The organism is Cyanobium sp. NS01, from assembly GCF_014280235.1.
In the GTDB taxonomy this organism is placed as follows: Bacteria; Cyanobacteriota; Cyanobacteriia; order PCC-6307; family Cyanobiaceae; genus NIES-981.
On record NZ_CP047940.1, the window covers coordinates 925,456 to 947,387 of the forward strand.

22 protein-coding genes are annotated in these 21,932 nt (G+C 70.7%); 10 read left to right on the forward strand and 12 right to left on the reverse strand.

All coding sequences use genetic code 11. The annotated features are described in order from the left end of the window. Positions 1-6: 6 nt before the first annotated feature. Positions 7-684, forward strand: coding sequence for a CPP1-like family protein (locus CyaNS01_RS04795; protein WP_225875811.1), 678 nt, complete (start codon positions 7-9; stop codon positions 682-684). Positions 685-689: 5 nt separating this feature from the next. Here CyaNS01_RS04795 and hslO read toward each other — a convergent pair whose 3' ends face one another. Beyond that, positions 690-1,607, reverse strand: coding sequence for an Hsp33 family molecular chaperone HslO (gene hslO / locus CyaNS01_RS04800; RefSeq protein ID WP_186700268.1), 918 nt, complete (start codon positions 1,605-1,607; stop codon positions 690-692). Positions 1,608-1,637: 30 nt separating this feature from the next. Next, complete coding sequence (locus CyaNS01_RS04805; RefSeq protein ID WP_186699290.1) at positions 1,638-2,291, reverse strand: ABC transporter ATP-binding protein; 654 nt, start codon at positions 2,289-2,291, stop codon at positions 1,638-1,640. A gap of 72 nt (positions 2,292-2,363) precedes the next feature. Here CyaNS01_RS04805 and CyaNS01_RS04810 point away from each other — a divergent pair, with 72 nt between their 5' ends. Both CyaNS01_RS04810 and CyaNS01_RS04815 read left to right on the forward strand, forming a co-directional pair. Further along, positions 2,364-2,828, forward strand: coding sequence for a DUF3531 family protein (locus tag CyaNS01_RS04810; RefSeq protein WP_186699292.1), 465 nt, complete (start codon positions 2,364-2,366; stop codon positions 2,826-2,828). A 7-nt stretch (positions 2,829-2,835) separates the two neighbouring features. Further along, entirely contained in the window at positions 2,836-3,672 is an 837-nt protein-coding gene (locus tag CyaNS01_RS04815; protein ID WP_186699294.1) for a 16S rRNA (uracil(1498)-N(3))-methyltransferase, read from the forward strand. On the opposite strand, the gene CyaNS01_RS04820 is transcribed toward CyaNS01_RS04815, so the two are convergent. Beyond that, the gene (locus tag CyaNS01_RS04820) at positions 3,638-4,051 is read right to left on the reverse strand and encodes a hypothetical protein (protein WP_186699296.1); all 414 of its coding nucleotides are present in this window, start codon (positions 4,049-4,051) and stop codon (positions 3,638-3,640) included. The genes CyaNS01_RS04815 and CyaNS01_RS04820 overlap by 35 nt on opposite strands. A 141-nt stretch (positions 4,052-4,192) precedes the next feature. Between CyaNS01_RS04820 and CyaNS01_RS04825 the strand changes: the two genes are divergently transcribed. Next, the gene (locus CyaNS01_RS04825) at positions 4,193-4,948 is read left to right on the forward strand and encodes a DUF92 domain-containing protein (RefSeq protein ID WP_186699298.1); all 756 of its coding nucleotides are present in this window, start codon (positions 4,193-4,195) and stop codon (positions 4,946-4,948) included. Here the strand turns inward: CyaNS01_RS04825 and CyaNS01_RS04830 are convergent. Together CyaNS01_RS04830 and CyaNS01_RS04835 are read right to left on the reverse strand one after the other, a co-directional pair. Next, on the reverse strand, positions 4,888-5,808 hold the full coding sequence (locus CyaNS01_RS04830; RefSeq protein ID WP_186699300.1) for a sigma-70 family RNA polymerase sigma factor: 921 nt from the start codon (positions 5,806-5,808) through the stop codon (positions 4,888-4,890). The genes CyaNS01_RS04825 and CyaNS01_RS04830 overlap by 61 nt on opposite strands. 55 nt (positions 5,809-5,863) lie before the next feature. Beyond that, positions 5,864-6,541: a GDSL-type esterase/lipase family protein gene (locus CyaNS01_RS04835; protein WP_186699302.1), complete on the reverse strand. Its 678-nt coding sequence runs from the start codon at positions 6,539-6,541 to the stop codon at positions 5,864-5,866. Between the two features lie 105 nt (positions 6,542-6,646). Here CyaNS01_RS04835 and mnmH point away from each other — a divergent pair, with 105 nt between their 5' ends. Then, positions 6,647-7,729, forward strand: a complete 1,083-nt coding sequence (gene mnmH, locus CyaNS01_RS04840; protein ID WP_186699304.1) for a tRNA 2-selenouridine(34) synthase MnmH — start codon at positions 6,647-6,649, stop codon at positions 7,727-7,729. Here mnmH and CyaNS01_RS04845 read toward each other — a convergent pair. From CyaNS01_RS04845 to CyaNS01_RS04860, 4 genes are read right to left on the reverse strand one after another with little or no spacing between them, the layout of a single operon-like run. Then, on the reverse strand, positions 7,656-9,227 hold the full coding sequence (locus tag CyaNS01_RS04845) for an ABC transporter permease (RefSeq protein WP_186699306.1): 1,572 nt from the start codon (positions 9,225-9,227) through the stop codon (positions 7,656-7,658). The genes mnmH and CyaNS01_RS04845 overlap by 74 nt on opposite strands. Positions 9,228-9,238: 11 nt before the next feature. After that, the gene (locus CyaNS01_RS04850) at positions 9,239-9,994 is read right to left on the reverse strand and encodes a phosphonate ABC transporter ATP-binding protein (RefSeq protein WP_186699307.1); all 756 of its coding nucleotides are present in this window, start codon (positions 9,992-9,994) and stop codon (positions 9,239-9,241) included. Beyond that, positions 9,994-10,950: a putative selenate ABC transporter substrate-binding protein gene (locus CyaNS01_RS04855; RefSeq protein WP_186699309.1), complete on the reverse strand. Its 957-nt coding sequence runs from the start codon at positions 10,948-10,950 to the stop codon at positions 9,994-9,996. The genes CyaNS01_RS04850 and CyaNS01_RS04855 overlap by 1 nt, the downstream gene beginning before the upstream one ends. Positions 10,951-11,003: 53 nt before the next feature. Beyond that, the gene (locus CyaNS01_RS04860; protein WP_225875812.1) at positions 11,004-12,236 is read right to left on the reverse strand and encodes a pyridoxal phosphate-dependent aminotransferase; all 1,233 of its coding nucleotides are present in this window, start codon (positions 12,234-12,236) and stop codon (positions 11,004-11,006) included. A gap of 202 nt (positions 12,237-12,438) precedes the next feature. Between CyaNS01_RS04860 and CyaNS01_RS04865 the strand changes: the two genes are divergently transcribed. The 4 genes from CyaNS01_RS04865 to CyaNS01_RS04880 all read left to right on the forward strand — a co-directional run bounded on the left by CyaNS01_RS04865 (position 12,439) and on the right by CyaNS01_RS04880 (position 16,096). Further along, the gene (locus CyaNS01_RS04865; RefSeq protein WP_222934201.1) at positions 12,439-13,107 is read left to right on the forward strand and encodes a uracil-DNA glycosylase family protein; all 669 of its coding nucleotides are present in this window, start codon (positions 12,439-12,441) and stop codon (positions 13,105-13,107) included. Positions 13,108-13,151: 44 nt separating this feature from the next. Continuing rightward, positions 13,152-14,402, forward strand: coding sequence for a (E)-4-hydroxy-3-methylbut-2-enyl-diphosphate synthase (ispG, locus tag CyaNS01_RS04870; RefSeq protein WP_225875813.1), 1,251 nt, complete (start codon positions 13,152-13,154; stop codon positions 14,400-14,402). 107 nt (positions 14,403-14,509) lie between these two features. Then, entirely contained in the window at positions 14,510-15,850 is a 1,341-nt protein-coding gene (locus CyaNS01_RS04875; protein ID WP_186699316.1) for a S41 family peptidase, read from the forward strand. A 9-nt stretch (positions 15,851-15,859) separates the two neighbouring features. Beyond that, the gene (locus CyaNS01_RS04880) at positions 15,860-16,096 is read left to right on the forward strand and encodes a DUF6737 family protein (RefSeq protein WP_186699318.1); all 237 of its coding nucleotides are present in this window, start codon (positions 15,860-15,862) and stop codon (positions 16,094-16,096) included. Positions 16,097-16,288: 192 nt separating this feature from the next. On the opposite strand, the gene CyaNS01_RS14735 is transcribed toward CyaNS01_RS04880, so the two are convergent. Then, positions 16,289-16,417: a hypothetical protein gene (locus tag CyaNS01_RS14735; protein WP_255460130.1), complete on the reverse strand. Its 129-nt coding sequence runs from the start codon at positions 16,415-16,417 to the stop codon at positions 16,289-16,291. Between the two features lie 139 nt (positions 16,418-16,556). After that, positions 16,557-20,126 (reverse strand): transcription-repair coupling factor, encoded by a 3,570-nt coding sequence (gene mfd / locus CyaNS01_RS04885; protein ID WP_186699320.1) that lies wholly within the window; start codon positions 20,124-20,126, stop codon positions 16,557-16,559. A gap of 73 nt (positions 20,127-20,199) precedes the next feature. Here mfd and CyaNS01_RS04890 point away from each other — a divergent pair, with 73 nt between their 5' ends. Then, positions 20,200-21,183, forward strand: a complete 984-nt coding sequence (locus tag CyaNS01_RS04890) for a hypothetical protein (protein WP_186699322.1) — start codon at positions 20,200-20,202, stop codon at positions 21,181-21,183. On the opposite strand, the gene CyaNS01_RS04895 is transcribed toward CyaNS01_RS04890, so the two are convergent. Next, positions 21,148-21,912: a hypothetical protein gene (locus tag CyaNS01_RS04895; protein WP_186699324.1), complete on the reverse strand. Its 765-nt coding sequence runs from the start codon at positions 21,910-21,912 to the stop codon at positions 21,148-21,150. The genes CyaNS01_RS04890 and CyaNS01_RS04895 overlap by 36 nt on opposite strands. Positions 21,913-21,932: the final 20 nt, after the last annotated feature.

A 21,932-nucleotide genomic window follows, 5' to 3' on the forward strand; every position in this document is an offset into this window, starting at 1 on the left:
ATGGTGATGCCCGACCCTTCCGATCCGCAACCCCCAGCGGCCGAGCCATTGGAGCCCTATCAACGCCTTGGCATCAGCCCCGACGCCAGCTTCGAGGAGGTGCAGGCGGCCAAGCAGGCCCGCCTCGACGAGGCCGGTGAGGACACCATGGCCCGCTCGCGCATTGAGGCGGCCTACGACACCCTGCTGATGGAGCGCCTCAAGCAGCGCCAGCAGGGTCGGGTGAGCACGGCGGCCCGAACGGCTTCGGCACGGGAGCAGATCGCTCCGCCTCCGCCTCGCCTGGCGATGCCTGCCCTGCCCCAGCTGCCCCTGCCCAAGGTGGCGGCGCCGACCCTGAGCATGCCCGGGCTGGAGCTGGCCGAGGGCGGTGTTCTGAACCTGGCCCTCGGCGGCTTCGGGGTGCTGCTGGCCCTGCTGTTGCTGGTGCCCTCGGCCTCACCGGAATTTCTGCTGGCCCTGGCCACCGCCCTCACGGTGGTGTGTCTGCAACGCCGCCGCCGCCGCTTCCTGGCGGCTGTGGGCTGGGGCTTCGGTCTGCTCACGCTGGGGCTGGTTTTGGGTGGCCTGGTGGCCGGCCTGGCCGGATCCGGCCTGCCCCTGGGGCTGCCGCTCTCCCTGCAACAGCTGCAGAGCTTGCCCGCCTTCGTGCTGCTGCTGTTGGCGGCGCTGTTTGTGGCCTGAGCCGCTCAGGCGACGCCAGCCTCCTCCAGTTCGGCGATCAGGCCCTCGAGCTCCCGGCCGCTCACCTCATAGACCGAGCTGCAGAAGTGGCAGGTGAGCTCAGCCCGGCCATCCTCCTCGAGGATGCTGCTGAGTTCGTCGCGGCCCAGGAGCTTGAGGGCGCCAAGGCTGCGCTGGCGGCTGCAGGGGCAGTGGAAGTGCACAGGCTGAGCCTCAGCTTCCAGAGGCTGGGGGTCGAGGTCGGGAAAGATGGCCTCCAGCAGCGTCAGCAGGTTGCCCTGGCAGGCCTCCAGGCGGGCACTGAAGCCCTGCACCGCCCGGCACCGCTCCTCCAGCAGGGCCACCAGGGCGGGCTCCCGGGCCGCCTTGGGCAGCACCTGCACCAGCACCCCGCCGCTGCAGCGCAGGCCGCCGCTGTCCATCCGTTCACCCACGAACACCGCCGAGGGGGTCTGCTCGGAGTGGAGCAGGTAGGAGGCCACGTCATCGCCGATGCCACCGCTCACCAGTTCCACCGTGGAGCTGAACGGCTGGCCCCGGCCCCAGTCGCGCATCACGTGGAGATAGCCCGTTCCGGTGGCGCCCGCCAGATCGAGCTGGGGTGAGCCGTCGGCGCCGGTGATCGGGTCGAGCTCCAGGGCCGGATTGCCCACGTAGCCGCGCACGGTGCCATCCCGGCCGGCATCCACCATCAGGCCCTTCAGCGCACTGTCTGAGGAGATGCGCAGGTTCACCCTGCTGTGGCTGATTTTCATCGAGCTGGCCAGCAGCAGAGCAGCTCCCATGGCCCGACCGAGCAGGGCCGTGGTGAGAAAGGAGAGCTGGTGGTGCTCGGCGGCGGCGCGGCTGGTGGCTGTGGTGGACACAGCCACCAGCCGGATGCCGCCGTCGGCAGCTGTGGCCCGCAGCAGCCTGTCGCTCAGGCAGGACTCGCTCATGCAGCCGGTGCTCATTCAGACCATCGTAAGGAGCTCGCTCGTCTGCAGATCGGTGAGCGTGCCCTGCTCCAGGCGCCAGGCCCTGCCTGCTGCGCGCTGGAACAGCTCCGGTTCGTGGGTCACCACCAGCACGGCCCGCTCCCGGGCCAGCCCCTCCAGGAGAGCCACGATCTCGCCCCGCACCGTCCAGTCCAGCCCGGCGGTGGGTTCATCCAGCAGCAGCACCTGGGGGTGGCGCAGCAGCTGAACCGCCAGGGCCAGGCGCCGCTGCTGGCCGCCGCTCAGTTGTTCAGGCCGCTGCTGGAGGCTGAGCCCAGCGAGGCCCACCCGCTGCAGCACCGCCTCCAGCCGCTCGGACTCCACGCGGCGCTGGCCCAGCCGCAGCTCCTGGCCCACCGTGAGCCCGAGAAAATGGCGCTCGGGAAACTGGAACACCAGGCCGCACAGCCAGCGGCGCTGGCGAGCCCGGAAGCGTTCTCCGTTCCAGTGGATCGTGCCCTGATCAGGGTCGGCCAGGCCGCTGATCAACTCCAGCAGGGTGGTTTTGCCGCCGCCGCTGCGGCCGGCCACCAGGCCGATCGCCCCGGGCTCCAGGACCAGACTCACCTCGCGCAGCACCGGCTGGGGGGCTGTGGCGGGCTGGTAGCCGAGGCCGCGCAGTTCAAGCATGGCTCCAGCATGCCTGCGGTGGGGGAGAGTGGCCTCTGCTGTTGTGGCTGCGGCCCAGCCCGATCGGTGCCGATGGACGTTCAATTTCGTGAGCTCGACCCCTTCAACTGCTGGATCTGGATGCGCTTTGCCGATCCACTCGGCAGCGGCGAGAAGGGCTATCTGGAAACCGTCTTCGACAGCTGGTTCTTTCTGGGCAAGCTGGGTGGCTTCAATGCCGAGTCGCTCCAGGTCCATGAGGAGGGGGCGGAACTGAGCTGGATGGCCTACGACCAGCAGGCCGCCGCCACGGCCCTGCCGGCCCTGATGCACAACATGGGCCCGATGGAATATCAGGGAGTGTGGGCGCGCTGCTGGCTGGATCTGGGCACGAGTGATGCCTTCGCCCTCGACGTGCTGATCAACACCCTGCGCCAGCTCAACAACGACGTGGTGGAGGTGGAGCAGGTGCTGATCGGTGGCCTCAACGACGACTGGGCCATCGACGAGCAGCCTGAGACCATTGACCAGCTGCTGGATTCGATCCCCGATTCCTGAGCGCGCCATGGTCCGCGAGCTGCGCCGCCTGCTGGTGGAGCGCCCTCGCCTCGAGGGCGCCGAGGGGCGCCTGGCCCTTGAGGCTCAGGAGCTGCACTACCTGCGGCGGGTGCTGCGGCTGCGAGCGGGGCAGGTCTTCGGGTTGGTGGATGGCTGCGGCAGGCTCTGGTCTGCGGCTCTCGAGCCGGGCCCGGTGCGGCAGCAGGGCTGGGCCGTGCTGCAACAGAGCCTGGAGGCGCCTTTGCTGAGCGTTCCGGCCCCACAGCCCAGCCTGCAGCTGGCCGTGGCCCTGCCGCGCCGGGATCCGGAGGTGATGCTGCGCATGGCCTGTGAGCTGGGCATCGACAGCTTCCAGTGGCTGCAGGCCGAGCGCAGTGTGGCGGAGGCAGCGATCCGCCCGGAGCGCCAGCAGGCCGTGCTGCGCGAGGCCCTGGAGCAGTGCGAACGGCTGTGGCTGCCCCACTGTCTGCCGGCGCAACCGGCCCTGGCCTGGCTCTCGGCGGCAACGAGCGGGGTGCGGCTGCTGGCCACCAGCCGCCGGCCCACGGCCCTGCCGCTGGGCGAGGCCCTCCATGCGCTCTGGCCTCGGGCGTCAGCTGCGCAGCCCAGTGGTGCCACTCAACCCCGGGGTGCCCCTCAACCAGTGAGGGTGGCCATCGGCCCGGAAGGGGGCTGGAGCCCCGCGGAGGAAGCGGCAGCCCTGGAGCGTGGCTGGCAGGCGGTGCAGCTGGGCGAGGGGATCCTGCGCACCTCCACTGCCGCCGTGGCAGCGGCGAGCCTGCTGGCGGCCTGGCGCGGCGGGCTGGGGTTCAGTTGCGGAACATCTCCGACACCATCCCCTTGAACACGCCCAGATTGGCCCCGGGCCGCCGCCGACCCATCGGCAGGGCGTTAGCGGGGTTGAGGCAGTCCGGGGCGTAGGTGACCTGGGAAGGGGGCGGCAGAGCCTCCTGGGCGGCTCGCAGTTCAGCGGCGATGGCCTCGGCCGTGGTGAGAGGACTCTTGGCCGGGGATGGCGGCGTTGCGGCCGGGGGCGCCGTGCTGGCGGCGGGCTGGGCCGACGGCTGAGCGGCGGGCTCGGGAGTGGCGGTGACCTCAGCCGTGCTGGTGCCCTTGGAGCTGGCGGGGGGGGCCTCCGCGATTGCCACCTGCACCGGTTCAGCCTTGGTGTCGCCGGCGCCGGTGAGGTCGAGGAAGAAGGAGCCCTTGCGCTTGAACACCATCGCGACTGAGCCGGCAACATCTGTGGCCGATTATCCGTTGGGCCGGCGCCGCCATGGCCTGCTGCTTAGGGCAGTGCAACACATGCTCCCTGCCACACACTGGGGAGCCCCGCCGCGATCCCTCGGCGCCGCCCTGCGTTCGTGTTCGTTCCACCTCCCCAGCAGCCAATCCCCTGGCTGGTCGCCCTGGCGGTCAATGCCGCCCTGATCAGCGCGGCCCAACGGCTGCCTGTGCTCACCCGCGCCGGCTGGATCCATGCCGGCGCCCTCGGCACCGTGCTGTGGGGCTGCCTCGGGCCCCTGGGCTGGCTGGCGGTGGTGGGCTATCTGGCCCTGGGCTCGGCCGTGACCCGGCTGGGCCTGCGCCACAAGCAGCGCGCCGGGCTGGCGGAGGCGCGCGGCGGCCGGCGTGGACCCGAGAACGTGTGGGGCTCGGCGGCTCCCGGCGCCGCCCTGGCCATGCTCACCGCCCTGGCGCCCATGAGCTGGCTGGCACCGTTGCTGGTGGGCTTCGCCGCCAGCTTCGCCGCCAAGCTCGGTGACACCTGTGGCAGCGAGATCGGCAAGCGCTGGGGCCGCCACACCCTGCTGATCACCACCTTGAGGCCCGTACCTCCCGGCACCGAGGGGGCGATCAGCCTGGAGGGCACGGCGGCCAGCCTGCTGGGCAGCGTGGTGATGGCCGCCTGGATGCTCCTGCTGGGCCTGCTGGGCGGCTGGGCAGACGCCGGGCTGGTGGCGGCCGTGGGACTGCTGGCCACCCTGGTGGAAAGCCTGATCGGTGCCACCCTGCAGCCCCGCCTCGCCTGGCTCAGCAACGAGCTGGTGAATGGCCTTCAGACCACCCTGGCCGCGGTGCTGGCGATTGTGCTCTGGCTCTGGTGGGCCTCGCCCTGAAGCTGGGCCAGCAGCTCACCGCCCCGCTGCCGGCAGTGTTGGGGGGCCAGCCCCAGCTGCCCGGCCAGGTCGCTCCAGGTGAGGCCATCGATCCAGCGGCCTTCCAGGAGCTGCCGGTCCAGGGGCGCGAGGCGGGCCAGGTGTCGGCGCAGCCAGGCGAGCTGGGGATCGTGCTGGTCCGCCGCATGGTCGCAGGCGGTGCTGACGGGATCAGCGAGCAGGTCGAGCCGGCACGGCGGGGCGCCCTCGTCGCCATCGCTGCCCAGGGGCGCATCCAGGCTGCTCAGCTGCAGGGCCCGCCGCACCCGGCCGGCCTCCTCCAGCTGGGCCTGCGTGCAGCCCAGGGCGGTGGCCATTGCCGCCAGGTTCAGCGGCGGCAACCCTGCGCTGCGACGCTGCTCCAGCCAGCGATCGGCCCGCTGGTTCAGCTCCCGCAGCCGCCGGGGAGTCTGCAGGGGCTGCAGCCTGTCGCGGCGCTCCATCTGCATCGCGCCCCTGACGCAGGGCACCGCATAGGTGCTGAGGCTCACCGGGCGGCTGGTGTCAAAGCTGTCCACGGCCCGCACCAGCCCCTCGTAGCCCACGGAGCAGAGGTCGTCGAAGGGCTGGCCGGTGCGGCGGCTTTCGCGCTGGGCCACCATCCGCACCAGGGCCAGGTTGTTCACCACCAGGGCGTTGCGCCATTGCAGCTGCACCGCCCTGGGCCCGGAGCGGCCCAGCCGCCGCAGCAGGGTGCGGTTGTGGCTGCTGTGGTCGGGAGAGGCGGCCCGCAGCCGGGTGGAAGCGGTGCGGAGAGGAGGGCGGCGCCGAGGGGCGGCAGTGTTGGCCTGCATGGCGGTGGAGCGGGGACGGGGATCCATCTCCACGCTCTGTGGCCTGGCGCCGGACTGGCTCGCCGCCGGGAGTGATCCGCTCTCACCCGAATGGGTGAGGCGCGGCTGCCGAGGTCAGTCCAGCCCAGCTGTTGAGGGCGGGCCACTCGCGCAGGCGACGAAACACCTCCGCATGGCCGCTGCCGTTGAGGTGAAGGCCGTCGGCGCACAGCCAGCGGGGCCAGCTCGTGTCGCAGAGCAGGGGGCGCAGCAGGGGCAGAAAGGGCACGTCGGCCTCGAGGCAGGCCAGCTCCAGCAGGGCCTCGTAGCGCCGCAGCTGCTCCTGGGAATACCACAGCACATCGGCGAAGGGCATCGCCTGCTCCACCACCGGGGTGAGGCCCACCACCAGCACGGGGGCCAGCTGGCCCGCCCGTTGCAGCAGCTGCTGCAGGCCATAGAGAAAGCCATCGGCATCGAGCTGGGGGCGCCCGTCCGGACGACCCACCCGGGCCGTGTCGTTCACCCCCACCGACAGCAGGATCCCCTGGGGCCTCTGGCGGCGCAGCTCACCCCTGCAGCCCACCTCCCGCTCCAGCCGGGCCGCCACCCGCTCCAGCCCATCGCCCCGCACCCCCAGGGGGTACACCACAGGGGCCTGGGGCAGGGCCATCCAGTGCCGCCGCAGCCGCTCGCACCAGCCCCCCTGCTCGGGATCGCCCCAGCCGTACACGCCGCTGTCCCCGATCACGATCAGCTTGCGGGGAACCTGGAGACCCATGGCGAGACGGCCGGGAAGGGAACCGCTGCTGATCCTGCAGCACCCCGGTGCCGGCCGCTGCGGCCCACGGCCGGGGAGGATTGGCTCCCTGACGCCGCGATCGCCATGGCACCCCGGCTGACGGTGGCCGCTTTCCTCGCCCAAGCCGGGCCGCTGCTGGACGTGCGCAGTCCAGCGGAGTTCAGCCAGGGCCATCGGCCGGGGGCGATCAACCTCCCCCTGTTCAGCGATGAGGAGCGGGCCGAGATCGGCACCCTCTACAAGCAGGCCGGTCGCGAGGCCGCCGTGCTGCGCGGCCTGGGCCTGGTGGGCCCGCGGCTGCAGGCGATGGCGGCGGAGCTGGCGGCCCTGCCGCCGGGGCCCCTGCGGCTGATGTGCTGGCGGGGCGGCATGCGCAGCGCCAGCGTGGCCTGGCTGGCGGAGCAACTGGATCGGCCGGCCCTGCTGCTCGATGGCGGCTACAAGGCCTACCGCCGCTGGGTGCTGGAGCTGTTCGAGCGGCCCTGGCCCCTGCGCCTGCTGGGCGGACGCACGGGCACGGGCAAGACCGACCTGCTGCTGGGCCTGGCCCAGCGCGGCGTGGCGGTGGTGGACCTGGAAGGACTGGCCCACCATCGCGGCAGCAGCTTCGGTGGTCTGGGCCTGCCACCCCAGCCCAGCAGCGAGCACTACGAAAACCGGCTGGCCACGGCCCTGACCGCCCTCGACGGGGCCGCTGAGATCTGGCTGGAGGCCGAGAGTGCCCAGGTGGGCCGCTGCCGCATCCCGATCGGTCTCTGGCGCCAGATGGAGCAGGCCCCGGTGCTGGAGGTGCTGCGGCCCCTGGAGGAGCGGGTGGAACAGCTGGTGCGGATCTACGGCGGCCAGGATCCTGAGGCTCTGGCGGAGGCCACCCGTCGCATCAGCCGCCGGCTGGGGCCCCAGCGCACGGCCGTGGCCCTGGCGGCGATCGCTGCCGGCGACTGGCCCCTGGCCTGCCGCCAGATGCTCGACTACTACGACCGCTGCTACGACCACGACCTGGGCCGCCATGGAGGGCGCCAGTCCGTTGCCCTGGAGGGGCTGGATGAGGCCCAGGCGGCAGACCAGCTGCTGGAGCAGGGACTGGTGCGGCTCAGCCGGTTGCCGGCCGGGGCGCCAGCAGGCGCTGCCGGGCCCGATCGCTGCCCTCCTCCCCCAGCAGGGTGAGCAGGGCGTAGACCAGCACCAGGGCCAGCAGCTGGTCGTAGGCGAAGGAACTGAGGGCCTCCATCAGCTGGCTGCCCAGGCCCGTGGCGCCCACCAGCCCCACCACCACCGATTCCCGCAGGATCACATCGGCGCGGTAGGCGCTGTAGGCGAGGTAGGGACGGGCCAGGCCACTGAAGCGCCCGTAGAGCAGGGCCTGGCGGGGGCCCGCCCCGGCACAGCTCAGGGCCTGCTGGGCTCCGGCGGGGCTGGATTCAGTGCTCTCCAGCAGCAGGCGGCCGAGCACGCCCAGGTTGTGAAAGCCCAGGGCCAGCGCTCCGGTGATCACCCCCGGCTCCAGCACGAACAGCAGCAGCAGGGCCGTCAGCGGCGGCGGCCAGAGTCGCCCCATGGCCCAGAGCCCCCGCAGCGCGGTCCGGGCCATGGGCCAGGGCTCCACCAGCAGCAGCAGCAGGGGCGCCACGCCCACCGCCAGGGCCGCGGCCAGCAGCGTGAGGCTGAGGGTATTGGCCACCAGCCTGGGCCAGGGCAGGGCTGCCACGGCAGGCCAGTCGGCGGGTCCCATGGGGGGCCAGCTCTGCCACTGCAGCAGGCTGGCCGGATTCACCTGCAGGGCCCAGGCAAGCGCCAGCAGCAGCGGCAGCAGCAGCCCGCCGGCCAGCAGCAGCTCTCGCCCCCGCCAGCCCACGCCGCCGCGGCCGAGGCTGAGGCGCTCCGGCATCGCCCAGCGACGGCGCAGCCAGCCCAGCAGCGCCTCCAGCGCCAGCATGGCGGCCAGCAGCAGCCACAGCCCACTCCAGAGCTCGTGGAAGGCGAGCGACTGCAGGGTGAGCCGCAGCTCCGTGCCGAGCCCGCCAAGCCCGAACACCCCCAGCAGGGTGGCGCTGCGCAGGGCGCATTCCAGCCGGTAGCCGCCGTAGCTGATCAGCTGGGGCAGCAGCGGTGGCCCCAGGGCGGTGAGCAGGGCCGCCGGTGCCGCCGCCCCGCTGGAGCGCAGGGCCTCGAGGCCCGTGGTGGGCAGGTTGTCGATCTGATCGCTCACCACCCGGGCCACCAGGGCGCCGAAGGGCAGGGCGATCGCCGCGATCGCCACCACCGGCTGCAGCCCCAGCAGCTGCAGCAGGGCCAGGCCCCAGAGCAGCTCGTGGATCGAGCGGGGCAGAGCCAGCAGCCGCCGGATCAGCCCGGCCGGCCGGGCCGTTCCCAGGCAGGTGAGCCACACGCGCCGGGAGCTGGCGACGCCCAGGCTCAGGCCGAGCACGATGCTGAAGGCCCAGCCCAGCAGGGCGATGGCGAGGGTCACCCCGAGCCCCTCCAGCACCGAGCGCAGCACCACCGGATCCAGGGAGGGCTGGAGCGCGCCCAGCAGGAACCGCCCGATCAGGCTCCAGCCCCCGCCATGGCTGATGCCCGGCAGCGCGATCAGCAGCGGCACCGCCGCGAGGGCGGGCAGCAGCAACCACAGCGGCGCCGCCGGCCGCAGGGCCACACTCCTCATCGCCCCACTGCTCATCGCCCCACGGGCGCTTCGGCGTAGAGCGCCTCCAGCCTTGCGCTGGTGAGGCCCCTCACCGGCAGGTCGAACACGAGTCGGCCCTGGCGCAGCCCCAGCACGCGATCGAAGCCAGCCACCAGGTCCGGGCGGTGTAGGCTCAGCAACAGGGCGCGGGGTTGGCGGCCCTGCTCCAGCAGCAGGTGCAGCAGGTCTTCGGCCAGCCGGGGGTCCAGGCTGGCCAGGGGCTCATCGGCCAGCAGCAGCACCGGCTCCTGGCGCAGCAACCGGGCCAGGGCCACCCGCTGCCGCTGACCGCCCGAGAGGCGGGCCACAGGCTGATCCAGCAGGGCCGGATCGAGATCCAGGCGGGCCAGCACGGCGCTGCAGGCGGCGCTCTCCAGCGGCAGCAGCAGGTTGAGCAACGCCCGCGGCCAGCCCCAGACGGCCAGGCGGCCGGCATTGAGGTTCTGCTGCACGCTGAGCTCCTCGATCAGGCGCAGGTCCTGCCAGAGGGTGCCGATGCGGGCCTGCTGCAGGCGGCGGGCGCGTCTGGAGCGGGCCAGGGGCCGGCCCTGCCAGCGCACCTCACCGGCCTCGGGCTGAAGCAGGCCATTGGCCACGCTGAGCAGGGTGCTCTTGCCGGCACCGCTCGGGCCCAGCAGGGCCACGCGCTCGCCCGGCTGCAGCTGCAGCGTCACCGCCTCCAGGCGGGGGCGGCCACGGCCAGGCACCCTCACGTCCTGCAGCTCCAGCACCCAGCAGGGATCCATCAGCGGACCTTGCCCACCTGGCGCCCCACCGCCTCGATCGCCTCGTATTGCTTGTTGCTGGCAGGGACGAAGGTCTCGGCGCCGAACAGCTCCAGGATCTGAGCCTGGCGGGGATCGGAGGGGTCGAGGCCGGTGAAGGCCTGCTCCAGCCGTTCGGTGAAGCCCTCGCCGTAGTCCTTGTCGAGGCCGGGCTGCACCACCCAGGTGTAGTTGGCGTAGCCGGGGGTGCGCCACAGCTCCACCACCTTTGTGGTGTCCACCTTGCCCTCCTCGATCCGGCTGCGCCATACCTGCTCGTTCACCACGCCGGCGTCGTAGGTGCCGCTCTGAACCAGGGCGATCAGGGCGTCGTGGCTGCCGCTGAAGCCCGGGTTGCCACCGGCGAAGTCGCTCAGCTGCACGCCCGCCTGGTCGAGGAAGTACTGGGGCATCAGCCGGCCTGAGGTGGAACTCTCGGAGCCGAAGGTGAAGCGCTTGCCCTTGAGTTGGGTCAGGTCGCTCTGGGCGCTGAAGGGCTTGAGACCACTGCTGGGGTTGGCGATGAACACGCTGTGGAAGGAGCGGTCGATGTCGCGCTGGGCCAGGGCCCGGGCACCGGGTTTCTGAAGCCGGGCCTGGACGCCGGTGAGGCCGCCGAACCACACCAGGTCCAGGTCGCCGGTGCGGAAGGCGCTCACGGCGGCGGTGTAGTCGGTGACGGGCACGAACTGCACGGGCACCTTGAGCTGCTCGCTGAGTTCTTCGGCCACGAGGCCGTAGAGGCGGTTCAGTTTCTCGGGGTTCTGATCGGGGATGGCGCCGATGCGCAGCACCCGTTTCTCGTTGGGCCTGGCAGCCTCGCTGCTGCTGCCGTTAGGTGCTGTGGCGCCGTCGGGGCGCGGGGTGCAGGCCGTTGGCAGCAGGCCGATCAGGAGGAGGCCGGCAAGCGCAACGGCCCAGCGTTCTCGGGTGGTCACGGATCCGGGGGCAAAGACCCGATGATCCTGCCCTCCCGAGCTCAGGCCTGTCGTCAGAGCCCCGCGAAGAATCGCTCCAGGCGCTGCAGGCCGTCCTCGATCGCGGCTGGGGAGGCGGCGCAGGAGAGGCGGATGCAGCGATCGTCGCCGAAGGCCACGCCGGGCACCACGGCCAGCCCCACCCTGTCGAGCAGGCGATCGCAGAGGGTCATGGAGTCGAGCCCGCAGGCGCTCACATCCGGGAAGGCGTAGAAGGCGCCCTGGGGCTGGGGCAGGGTGACCCCGGGCAGGCGGCGCAGGCCCTCGCTGAGCAGGCTGCGCCTGCGGTTGAACTCGGCTGCCATGGTCTGCACACAGTCGCGCGGGCCCTCCAGGGCGGCCAGGGCGCCGAACTGGGCGAAGCTGCAGACGTTGCTGGTGGACTGGCTCTGCAGGGCCGAAGCGGCCCGGATCACCGGCTCGGCACCGGCCAGCCAGCCGACCCGCCAGCCGGTCATGGCCCAGCCCTTGGCAAAGCCGTTGACGATGAAGATCCGCTCGGCCAGGTCGGGGGCCACAGCGGCCAGGCTGTGGTGGACCAGGCCTGGAGCGAGCAGGTATTCGTAGATCTCATCGCACACCACGGCCACCCGGGGATGGCGCCGCAGCACCGCGGCCAGCTGCTCCAGTTCGCCGCGGCTGATCACGATCCCGGTGGGATTGCCGGGGCTGTTCAGCACCAGCAGCCTGGTGGCTGGGCTGATCGCCTGCTCCAGCTGCTGGGGGTCGAGCCGGAAGCCAGCGGTGGCCTCACAGGGCAGCACGGTGACGCTGGCTCCGGCCAGCCGCGCGATCTCGGGGTAGCTGAGCCAGTAGGGCGCCGGCAGCAACACCTCGTCGCCGGGATCGAGCAGCACCTGGAACAGGTTGAACAGGGCCTGCTTGCCGCCATTGGTGACCAGCACCTGGCCAAGGCTGGTCGGCACTCCGTTCTCGCGGCTCAGTTTGCCGGCAATGGCCTCCCGCAGCGCGCTCTCCCCGGCGGCGGGGCCATAGCGGGTGTGGCCCGCCTCCAGGGCCTGGGCCGCCGCCTGGCGGATGAAGGCGGGGGTATCGAAATCCGGCTCACCGGCGCTGAGGCTGCAGATGTCCTGGCCGTCGGCCTTCAACTGCCGCGCCTTGGCGGCGATGGCCAGGGTGAGCGAAGGGTGCAGCCCCCGGGCCCGCTGGGAGAGCTGGACGGCCTCAGCCGGGGGCTGTATCCGGGGCGCCGTGGAATCGAGGGATGGATGAAGCGGAGCGGCCATCTTCAGGGCCGCTGTCGGGGCCACAGCGGCCAACATCCCAGGGTTCGGCATCGGCGTCGGGCCGGCATTTGGTGAGCTCGGCTACATCAAGAGGCCATCCTGCATCACTCCTCACCCGCAGAGAGGTTCGAGGTGGCACGAAAACGCCTGTTTTGTCCAGCTCTGTCACAGGATGGCCATGTCCGTCCCCTGCCTTGCACCCATGACCGGAGAGGCCCAGCAGTCCGACCTCTTCGGCTTGAGCGCCCCTGCCCAAGGCGCAGAAGGCCAGCTGGGCCTGGAGGCGCTGGCGGCGGCCTGCAGCGCCTGCCGCCGCTGCGGTCTGGCGGCGGGTCGTCAGCAGGTGGTGGTGAGCCGTGGCCATCCCGCCGCCCGCCTGATGGTGGTGGGTGAGGGTCCCGGTGCCCAGGAAGATGCCAGCGGTGAGCCGTTCGTGGGCCGGGCCGGGCAGTTGCTCGATCAGATGCTCGGCAGCGTGGGCATCGATTCCAACCGCGACGCCTACATCGGCAATGTGGTGAAGTGCCGCCCTCCTGACAACCGCAAACCGAGCGGGGCGGAGATGGCCGCCTGTCTGCCGTGGCTGGAGCGCCAGATCGCCCTGGTGGATCCCGCCGTGATCCTGCTGGCCGGCGCCACGGCCATGGAGGGGGTGCTGGGGGTGAAGGGAGGCATCACCCGGCTGCGCGGCCAGTGGCGCCAGGGCCATGGCGGTGTACTGCAGGGGCGGTGGCTGATGCCGATCTTTCACCCCTCCTATCTGCTGCGTAACCCCTCGCGGCAGCAGGGCAGTCCGAAGTGGCTCACCTGGCAGGACCTCCAGGACGTACGCCGGCGGCTGGACCAGCTCGCGACCGAAGCCGCCGGTTGAGCCCTCTCCTGTGACAGGCTTTGGCCACTCTCCGGCCCGCCGCCATGACCGGTACTCTGGCTCGCCCTGACGCCGCTGCCCCGCCAGCCGGTCTCCCCGCCGACTGGGCCAGCAACCCCCGCTACGACACCCTGATCCGGCGCCGCAAGACCCGCAGCGTGCGGGTGGGCGACGTGTGGGTGGGCAGCGAGCACCCGGTGGTGGTGCAGTCGATGATCAACGAGGACACCCTCGACATTGAGGGCGCCACGGCCGGCATCCGCCGCCTGCACGAGGCGGGCTGCGAGATCGTGCGGCTCACGGTGCCCTCCCTGGCCCATGCCAAGGCGGTGAAGGAGATCCGCCAGCGCCTGGAAGACACCTACCAGCCGGTGCCACTGGTGGCGGATGTGCACCACAACGGCATGAAGATCGCCCTGGAGGTGGCCCAGCACGTTGACAAGGTGCGCATCAACCCGGGGCTGTATGTGTTCGACAAGCCCGATCCCAACCGCACCGAATTCACCCCTGAGGAGGTGGCGGCGATCGGCCAGCGCATCCAGGCCACGCTCGAGCCGTTGGTGAGCCTGCTCAAGGAGCAGGACAAGGGCCTGCGCATCGGGGTGAATCATGGCTCCCTGGCCGAGCGGATGCTGTTCACCTACGGCGACACGCCCCTGGGCATGGTGGAGAGCGCCATGGAGTTCATCCACATCTGCGATCGCCTCGACTTCCACAACATCGTGGTGTCGATGAAGGCGTCGCGGGCGCCGGTGATGCTGGCCGCCTACCGGATGATGGCTGACCGCATGGACGCCGAAGGCTTCCACTACCCCCTGCACCTGGGCGTCACCGAGGCCGGTGATGGCGACTACGGCCGCATCAAGAGCACCGCCGGCATCGCCACCCTGCTGGCCGAGGGCCTGGGTGACACGATCCGGGTGTCGCTCACCGAGGCGCCGGAGAAGGAGATCCCTGTCTGCTATTCGATCCTGCAGGCCCTGGGCCTGAGGAAAACGATGGTGGAGTACGTGGCCTGCCCCAGCTGCGGCCGCACCCTGTTCAACCTGGAGGAGGTGCTGCACGTGGTGCGCAACGCCACCGCCCACCTCACCGGCCTCGACATCGCCGTGATGGGCTGCATCGTCAACGGCCCCGGCGAGATGGCCGACGCCGACTACGGCTACGTGGGCAAGACGCCTGGCACCATCTCCCTCTACCGCGGCCGCGACGAGATCCGCCGGGTGCCGGAGGCCGAGGGGGTGGAGGCCCTGATCGCCCTGATCAAGGAGGACGGCCGCTGGGTGGATCCCTGAAGGCCGTGATCAGGGTTCCCTTTCCAGACCGGTCACCCCTCCATGGGCACACCGTTCTGCGGCGCTAGCTTGACTGAACGTTTCCCTGGCCTTCCAGGTCTGCTCCGATGGGTCGCAGCCGCACCAGTCTGATCGTGCTGGTGGGTGTCAGTGCCTGCGCTGCCACCGCCGTGATGGCACGCGAGGCGGTCACCTCCCCCGGCGGTGTCGGCCGTATCTCCGACAGCCCCAAGGAGGTGATCGACCAGACCTGGCAGATTGTCTTCCGCGATTATCTCGACGTCAACGGCAAGTACACGCCGCAGCAGTGGCGCGATCTGCGCCGCGATGTGCTGGCCAAGAGCTACGGCACGCCCAAGGATGCCTACGACGCGATCCGTGGCATGCTCGCCACCCTCGATGACCCCTACACCCGCTTTCTGGATCCGCGGGAGTTCAAGGAGATGCAGATCGACACCTCCGGGGAGCTCTCCGGGGTGGGCATCCAGCTGAGCCTCGACAAGGACACCAAGGAGCTGGTGGTGGTGGCCCCGATCGAGGGATCGCCCGCCTCCCGGGCCGGCGTGATGCCCAAGGACGTGATCACGGCCATCGACGGGGCCAGCACCAAGGGCATGAGCACCGAGGACGCGGTGAAGCTGATCCGTGGCCAGGCCGGCACCACCGTGACCCTCACCCTGCGCCGCAGCAGCCAGACGCTGAGTGTGCCGCTGGAGCGCGACCGGATCGAGCTGCACGCGGTGGACAGCCAGATCAATGTGACGCCCGATGGGGTGAAGGTGGGCTACATCCGCCTGAAGCAGTTCAACGCCAATGCCACCAAGGACATGCGGGCGGCCCTGCGGGAGATGGAGGGCGAGGACGTGCAGGGCTATGTGCTGGACCTGCGCAGCAACCCCGGTGGCCTGCTCGGGGCGAGCGTGGAGATCGCGCGTCAGTGGCTGAACGAGGGCACGATCGTGTCCACCAAGACCCGCAACGGCATCACCGACATCCAGCGGGCCACCGGCCGTGCCCTCACCGACAAGCCCCTGGTGGTGCTGGTGAACGAGGGTTCGGCCAGTGCCAGCGAGATTCTCTCGGGTGCCTTGCAGGACAACAACCGGGCCGTGCTGGTGGGTCAGAAGACCTTCGGCAAGGGGCTGGTGCAGTCGGTGCGGGGCCTCTCCGATGGCTCCGGCATGACCGTGACCATCGCCAAGTACCTCACCCCCGAGGGCCGCGACATCCACAAGTACGGGATTGACCCGGATGTCCAGGCGAAGATGAGTGAGCAGGAGGCGCAGCGCCTCAGCCTGGAGGATCTCGGCACCAACAAGGACACCCAGTACCGGGTGGCCGAAACCACCCTGAGCAAGAAGCTGAAGGCCGCCAGCACCGTGGGTCGCTCCTACAGGCCCGGTGAAGCCAACGTTCCGGCTGCCCTGGAAGCCTCCTCCAAACCTTGAGGATCTGGTGTGAGCGACACTGATCCCAGCAGGGGCTCAGGCGACAACCTCTGGTCTGTCAAGCCCTGGTGGTGTCAACCCTGGAGCATCGTGCTCAGCGGGGTGGTCGTAGTGGTGTTGAGCTGGCTGTGGCTCGGTCGTTGGTGGCTCACCGCACCGCTGGGGGTGGCTGTGTCCCTGTGGTGGTGGCTGTTTCTGGTGGTGGTTCCCACGGCCTATGCCCGCCAGTCCCAGGAGATCAGCTAGGGGAAGCCGCCGCCCCGGCGGTGCGTTCGGCCCTCAGAACACAAGGGGAGGGATGGGGTCGAGGGGAGGTGTCGGTGGCATCCCCATGGATCAGAAAACCAGTGCTGCCCGCCGTGATCACATGCAGCTCGACCTGCGGGTGCAACAGCGGCTGCGGTGCTTTTAGCTCTGGCGATGGAGCCACCCAGGGGCTCAGGCCACCGGCTGCATCAAGCCTCCACCGGGGCTGGAGTCATCATCGTCGTTGTTTTCGTTGGAGTCGCTGAACAGGGCATACAGACCCAGGGCCAGCAGGCTCACCACTCCTGAAACGAAGGTCATGCCGCTCTGGACACCCAGCGCACCAGCCGAACCAACAAACTCACCCATGAAACCCTCTCGTTTCCGAGAGTGTAACGAAGTTTTGCGCAGATGAGGGGATGGGGCGGGATTGGGGGGTTCCAGGGGCTCGAGTGCCGGCTCACACCGCCAGCACCGCCTCGTTCCGGGCGGCGGCCTGTTCTGCCCGCTGGGTTTCGTTGAGGCCATCGGCGCCGGGGATCTGGGCTTCCATCTGCTTCAGCCAGCCCATCAGCTCCTCCAGCTGCCGTTCCATCGCCAGCACCCCCAGCCCCCGGGCCAGCACCTTGGCGGTGCTGCCGCTGCCGCCCTGGTACACCAGCCGGCCGTGCAGATGCTGGGGCAGCCCCTGGCGCAACAGCCGGAAGGCGGGCTCCTCCATCGGGGTTTCCAGGGCGATGTTCGGTTTTTCGGGTTTGATGCGCGAGAAACCGCAGCGCTTGGCCAGCAGCTTCAGCTCCATCAGCTGCAGCAGCGCGTTCACCGGGGCGGGAATGGCGCCGTAGCGGTCCACCCAGCCGGCGGCCAGCTCCACCAGGGCCTGCTTGCTGCCGCAGCCGGCGGCGGCGCGATAGGCGGCGATCTTCTCGTCGTTTTCGCTGATCCAGTCGCCGGGGATGAAGGCGGTGATCGGCAGGTCGATCTGGGTGTCGTCCACGGCGGGGATGTCCTGGCCCTGGATCTCCGCCAGGCTCTCCTGCAGCATCTCCATGTAGAGGTCGAAGCCGATCAGCTCCATCTGACCGCTCTGCTCCACCCCCAGCAGGTTGCCCACACCGCGGATCTCCATGTCGCGCATGGCCAGCTGATAGCCGCTGCCCAGCTGGGCGAACTCCTGGATCGCCCGCAGCCGTTTGCGCGCCGCTTCGCTCAGGGAGGCATCGCCGGGATAGAACAGCCACGCATGGGCCTGGATGCCGCTGCGGCCCACCCGGCCGCGCAGCTGATAGAGCTGGGCCAGGCCGAACTTGTGGGCGTCCTCGATCAGGATCGTGTTCACCCGGGGAATGTCGAGGCCGCTCTCCACGATCGTGGTGCAGAGCATCAGATCGGCCTCGCCGGCGTTGAAGGCCACCATGGCGCTCTCCAGTTCCCCCTCGGCCATCTGGCCGTGGGCCACCAGCAGCCTCAGGCCCGGGAGCATCTGCCGCAGCCCCTCGGCCACCTCCTCAATGCCCTCCACCCGCGGCACCACATAGAAGATCTGGCCGCCGCGGTCGAGCTCCTGGCGGATGGCACTGCGCACCGCCTCCTCATCGAGGCCGGCCAGGTGGGTCTTGATCGGCCGCCGCAGGGGCGGCGGCGTGGTGATCAGGCTCATCTCGCGCACCCCCGACAGGCTCATGTAGAGGGTGCGCGGAATCGGCGTGGCGCTGAGGGTGAGCACGTCCACGTCCTTGCGCAGCGCCTTGATCTTTTCCTTCTGGTTCACCCCGAAACGCTGCTCCTCATCCACCACCAGCAGCCCCAGCTGCTTGAAGCTGGTGCTCTTGCCCAGCAGCTGGTGGGTGCCCACCACCACATCCACCGTGCCGGCGGCCAGACCCTCCTGGATCACCTTGCGCTCGGCGCTGGTGCGGAAGCGATTCAGCAGGCTCACCTTCATCGGGTAAGGCGCGAAGCGCTCGCTCAGGGAGCGCCAGTGCTGCTGGGCCAGCACGGTGGTGGGGGCGAGCATGGCCACCTGGCGTCCGGCGGTGACGGCCTTGAAGATCGCCCGGATCGCCACCTCAGTCTTGCCGAAGCCCACATCGCCGCACACCAGCCGGTCCATCGGCTCGGGCTTCTCCATGTCGCGCTTCACATCGGCGATCGCCTTCACCTGATCGGGGGTGGGGTCGTAGGGGAAGGAGTCCTCCAGTTCGCCCTGCCAGGGGCCGTCCGCGGGGAAGGCGAAACCCTGGGCCTTGAGCCGGGCGGCGTAGAGCTTCACCAGATCGAGGGCCACCTTGCGCACGGCCTTGCGGGCCCGCTCCTTGGCCTTGGTCCAGGCGGTGCCGCCCATGCGGTTGAGCTGGGGCGGGCTCTCGCTGGTGGCGCGGTAGCGGCCCAGGCTGCCCAGCTGGTCAGCGGCCACCCGCAGCAGCCCATCGGCGTACTGCACCACGAGGTAGTCGCGCTCCTCACCGCCGATCGCCAGCTTCTCCAGCCGCAGAAAGCGGCCGATGCCGTGGTTGCGGTGCACCACGAAGTCGCCGGGCTGCATCTTGCCGGGGTCCACCGTGCGGCTGGCCGCCTTGCGGCGACGGCGCACGTAGCCGCTGGCGGCCAGGGCGTGCTGGCCGAAGAACTCCCGGTCGCTGATCAGCACCAGCTTCCAGGCGGGCAGCTGCAGGCCCTCCAGTTCGGCGGTGCCGCGGAGTTTGAGCGCCACCGGCGTGTTCTGCTCGATCAGGCGCTCGATCGCCGGCTGATCGCCTGGGTTGGGCACGAAGCGGGTGATGCAGTCGTGCTCCTCCAGCAGGGCCACCGCCCGCGAGGGCTGGGCCGAGAGCAGCCACACCCGGGTGCGGTCCTGCTGGAACCCCTTGATCAGCGACGCCAGCTTGCCGAAGGCATTGGGGTGGGCCGGCACCGAGCGGGAGGCCAGATCGAAGCTGTTGGCATGGCCATCGCTCTCGTGCAGCTCGGCCAGATCAAAGCCGGCGAAGGCCTGGGCCTGCGCCAGGGCCTGCTCAGGCGGGCGGTGCAGCCCGGCCGGCAGCGGCCCGCCCAGCTCCAGCTCCAGCTCGGCGTGGTGCTCCTCGGCGTGCTCGAACCACTGCTGGCCATGGGCCAGGCACTGGCGCCGTTCGTCCACGGCGATCAGGGTGCCTTCCGGCAGGTAGTCGAGCAGGGAGGCGGGCTGCTGCCAGGCCAGGCCCAGCAACCGCCGCAGCCCCGGCGGGGTGCCGCCCTCCAGCAGCTGCTCCAGGGCCTCAGGGGCCAGCAGCTGATCCAGCTCAGCCGGCATCGACTGCCGCAGGGCCTCGGCGATCAGCGGCGTGTAGCCGGTGGGGGTGAGGCGCGCCACCTCGGTGGTGTCGAGGGAGCGCTGGCTGGTGGGATCGAACTCCCTCAGCTTCTCCAGCTCCTCGCCGAAGAACTCAAGCCGCACCGGCAGCTCGGCGCTCACCGGAAACACATCCACGATGTCGCCGCGGCGGCTCCAGGTGCCCTCCTGCTCGATCGTGGGCACCCGCTCGTAGCCGAGCTGGGCCAGGGTGGCGGCGAGCTGCTCCAGGGGGATGGTCTGGCCCTTGCGCAGGCTGATGCAGCGGGCCTCGAGGGCGGCTGGAGGGGGCAGGTGGGGCTGCAGGGCCCGCTCTGTGGCCACGATCGCCAGGCGGCGCCGATCGGCTGCGCTCGATTCCCGATCGAGCAGCTCGCTGAGCACCTGCAGCTGGCCCCAGGTGATCTCGCTGGTGGGGTCGAAGCCCTCGTAGGGGCTGCCCTCGCTGGTGGGGTAGAGCTGGCTGCTGCGCCAGCCCATCAGTTCCAGCAGGGCCGCCCAGCGTCCGGCCTCCTCCAGGGTGGGCACCACCACCAGCAGCGGTGCCTCGGCCACGCCGGCCAGGGCACTGCTGATCAGGGTCCGGGCGGCCCGGCCGGCGCCGCTCAGCCGCAACCTGGTGCTGCGCCGACTGCGCTCCAGCAGCTCAGCGGTGAGCGGCGCCTGCTGCAACTGGCGCACCAGGGCGGAGAGGGGCATGGCGGCACGCTGGCAGAGGCAGCCACCGATCTTGCCAACCGGCACCCCGCGGCGGAGACGACAGAATGCGCGCGTGGCACCCTTCCTCTGCCCCTCCTGCCATCCCAGACCCCTGACCGCGCGGCGTCAGCCCGATGGCGTCTGGGTCTGCGGCCGCTGCGGCGATCTCCTGCGGCGGCTGCCGGCAAGGCGGGTCATGGCGCTGCCCCGGGTGGCGCCCGTGGCGGTGGTTGCCGGCCTGCTGCTGTCCCTGGGGGTGGGGCTGACGCTGCTGCCGAATCGCTGGCGGCTGCGGGAGTCTGCTGCCGTGCCGACCACACAGCTGGCCGCAGAGCAGCAGAAACTCAAGGACGCTTCGGAGCTGGCGCCGCCGCTGCAGCCGTTGTGGGACGCCCTGGCCCTGGCGCCCCAGCCCGGCGGCCTGCGGAACATCGACCAGGAGATGTTGCTGCAGCAGCTGAGAGCGGCCGATGCCGCCTGGATTCCCACGGCTGAGCGGTTCCCGGACGGCAGCACCCGCTACCACTACCAGCGCCGGGCCGGCGAGCCCCAGCTCTCCCTGGCTGAGATCCGCCACAAGATGGCCAATCCCCCCAGCTTCGATGCCGAGCAGGCCGCCATCAGGGATCTGATCGAGGTGCTGATCCAGGCGGGCGTGCAGATCGAGCTGGCGCCGCCCCGCAAGTCCGGGGCGGCGGCTGAATGGGACCCCCAGGTCCGCACCCTGCGCATCAAGCCCCGGGTGATCGCCAGCGGCAGCACCGAATTTGCCGAGGTGCTCAACCACGAAGCCATCCACGTGGCCCAGAGCTGCAGCAATGGCGGCGTGCGGGCCATGCCGGGCCTGCTGGGCCTGAGCCGCGATCTCCCGCCCCATCTCGACGCGGTGCTCGGCGATGCGGTGTACCTGAGCGCGTCGCCGCAGATGAAGGAGCTGGAAAAGGAGGCCTATGCCAACCAGAAATGGCTGGATCTGGGCCTGCGGCTGGTGCGGCAGCACTGCGGGCTGGCGGCACCTCCTTCAGGTGGCGGGGGAAGCCTGGCCGGCGCCAGCTGAGGGCTTGGCGGCCAGCAGCTTCTCCTCCAGCTGCATGTTGAACTCCAGCAGCTGGGTGTCGTTGAGGTGCTGGCGGCTGCTCAGGCCGAAGAGCTGATCGAGGCAGTGGCGACCCTGCTGGGCGTCCCAGCCCAGCTGACCCAGCAGCAGATCGCACTGGGCCAGCAGGTCGCGGCGTCGCAGAGGAACTGCTGCGCTGGTGGGATCACTGCCGGCGGGCAGGGCTGTGAGGGCCTGCAGGTAGCTCTGCAGGTCGGCGTAGGCGGTGAGCCTGCTGCGGCTGGGATGGCCGAAGGCCCGCTCCAGATAGACGCCCTCCTGCTCGCGCTGCCAGCTCAGCCGGCCCAGCTGGAGGTCGATCTGGGCCAGCTCGCTGCTCCAGTCCTCGGGGTCAGGCTCCGGTTCCTGGGGGCGCTCGGCCGCTGCAGCGGCCACTGCAGGTGGATTGGCTGGAGAGGCCGTTGCTGCAGCCTGCGCAGCCGCGGGAGCTGCTGGTGGCATCGGGGCAGGGGCAGAACCTGGTCCAGCCTTGGCGATGGGCACCGCCACAGTCGCGGGGATGGCGGGAGCCAACTGCTTCGCCAGGCGGGCGCGGGCCCTGTCCTCAGCCTCCTCGGCCGTCTGGGCCTCCCCCAGGGCACTGCCCAGGGTTTCCCCCTGCCGATAGGCCGTGACCTCCACCACCCGCTGCCCGGGCTCGGCGTGGACCAGGCGGACCTGCAGTTGCATCGGGAGTTCGGCTCGGGGAC

Bases quoted from the DNA above. Each gene is read 5' to 3' on its own strand.
- mfd (WP_186699320.1), bottom strand. From the start codon at position 20,126: ATGCCCCTCTCCGCCCTGGTGCGCCAGTTGCAGCAGGCGCCGCTCACC.
- ispG (WP_225875813.1), top strand. From the start codon at position 13,152: ATGACCGGTACTCTGGCTCGCCCTGACGCCGCTGCCCCGCCAGCCGGT.
- CyaNS01_RS04865 (WP_222934201.1), top strand. From the start codon at position 12,439: ATGACCGGAGAGGCCCAGCAGTCCGACCTCTTCGGCTTGAGCGCCCCT.
- CyaNS01_RS04810 (WP_186699292.1), top strand. From the start codon at position 2,364: ATGGACGTTCAATTTCGTGAGCTCGACCCCTTCAACTGCTGGATCTGG.
- CyaNS01_RS04850 (WP_186699307.1), bottom strand. From the start codon at position 9,994: ATGGATCCCTGCTGGGTGCTGGAGCTGCAGGACGTGAGGGTGCCTGGC.
- CyaNS01_RS04835 (WP_186699302.1), bottom strand. From the start codon at position 6,541: ATGGGTCTCCAGGTTCCCCGCAAGCTGATCGTGATCGGGGACAGCGGC.
- CyaNS01_RS04805 (WP_186699290.1), bottom strand. From the start codon at position 2,291: ATGCTTGAACTGCGCGGCCTCGGCTACCAGCCCGCCACAGCCCCCCAG.
- CyaNS01_RS04820 (WP_186699296.1), bottom strand. From the start codon at position 4,051: ATGGTGTTCAAGCGCAAGGGCTCCTTCTTCCTCGACCTCACCGGCGCC.
- CyaNS01_RS04815 (WP_186699294.1), top strand. From the start codon at position 2,836: ATGGTCCGCGAGCTGCGCCGCCTGCTGGTGGAGCGCCCTCGCCTCGAG.
- CyaNS01_RS14735 (WP_255460130.1), bottom strand. From the start codon at position 16,417: ATGACCTTCGTTTCAGGAGTGGTGAGCCTGCTGGCCCTGGGTCTGTAT.
- mnmH (WP_186699304.1), top strand. From the start codon at position 6,647: ATGGCACCCCGGCTGACGGTGGCCGCTTTCCTCGCCCAAGCCGGGCCG.
- CyaNS01_RS04895 (WP_186699324.1), bottom strand. From the start codon at position 21,912: ATGCAACTGCAGGTCCGCCTGGTCCACGCCGAGCCCGGGCAGCGGGTG.
- CyaNS01_RS04830 (WP_186699300.1), bottom strand. From the start codon at position 5,808: ATGGATCCCCGTCCCCGCTCCACCGCCATGCAGGCCAACACTGCCGCC.
- CyaNS01_RS04860 (WP_225875812.1), bottom strand. From the start codon at position 12,236: ATGGCCGCTCCGCTTCATCCATCCCTCGATTCCACGGCGCCCCGGATA.
- CyaNS01_RS04875 (WP_186699316.1), top strand. From the start codon at position 14,510: ATGGGTCGCAGCCGCACCAGTCTGATCGTGCTGGTGGGTGTCAGTGCC.
- CyaNS01_RS04845 (WP_186699306.1), bottom strand. From the start codon at position 9,227: ATGAGGAGTGTGGCCCTGCGGCCGGCGGCGCCGCTGTGGTTGCTGCTG.
- CyaNS01_RS04795 (WP_225875811.1), top strand. From the start codon at position 7: ATGCCCGACCCTTCCGATCCGCAACCCCCAGCGGCCGAGCCATTGGAG.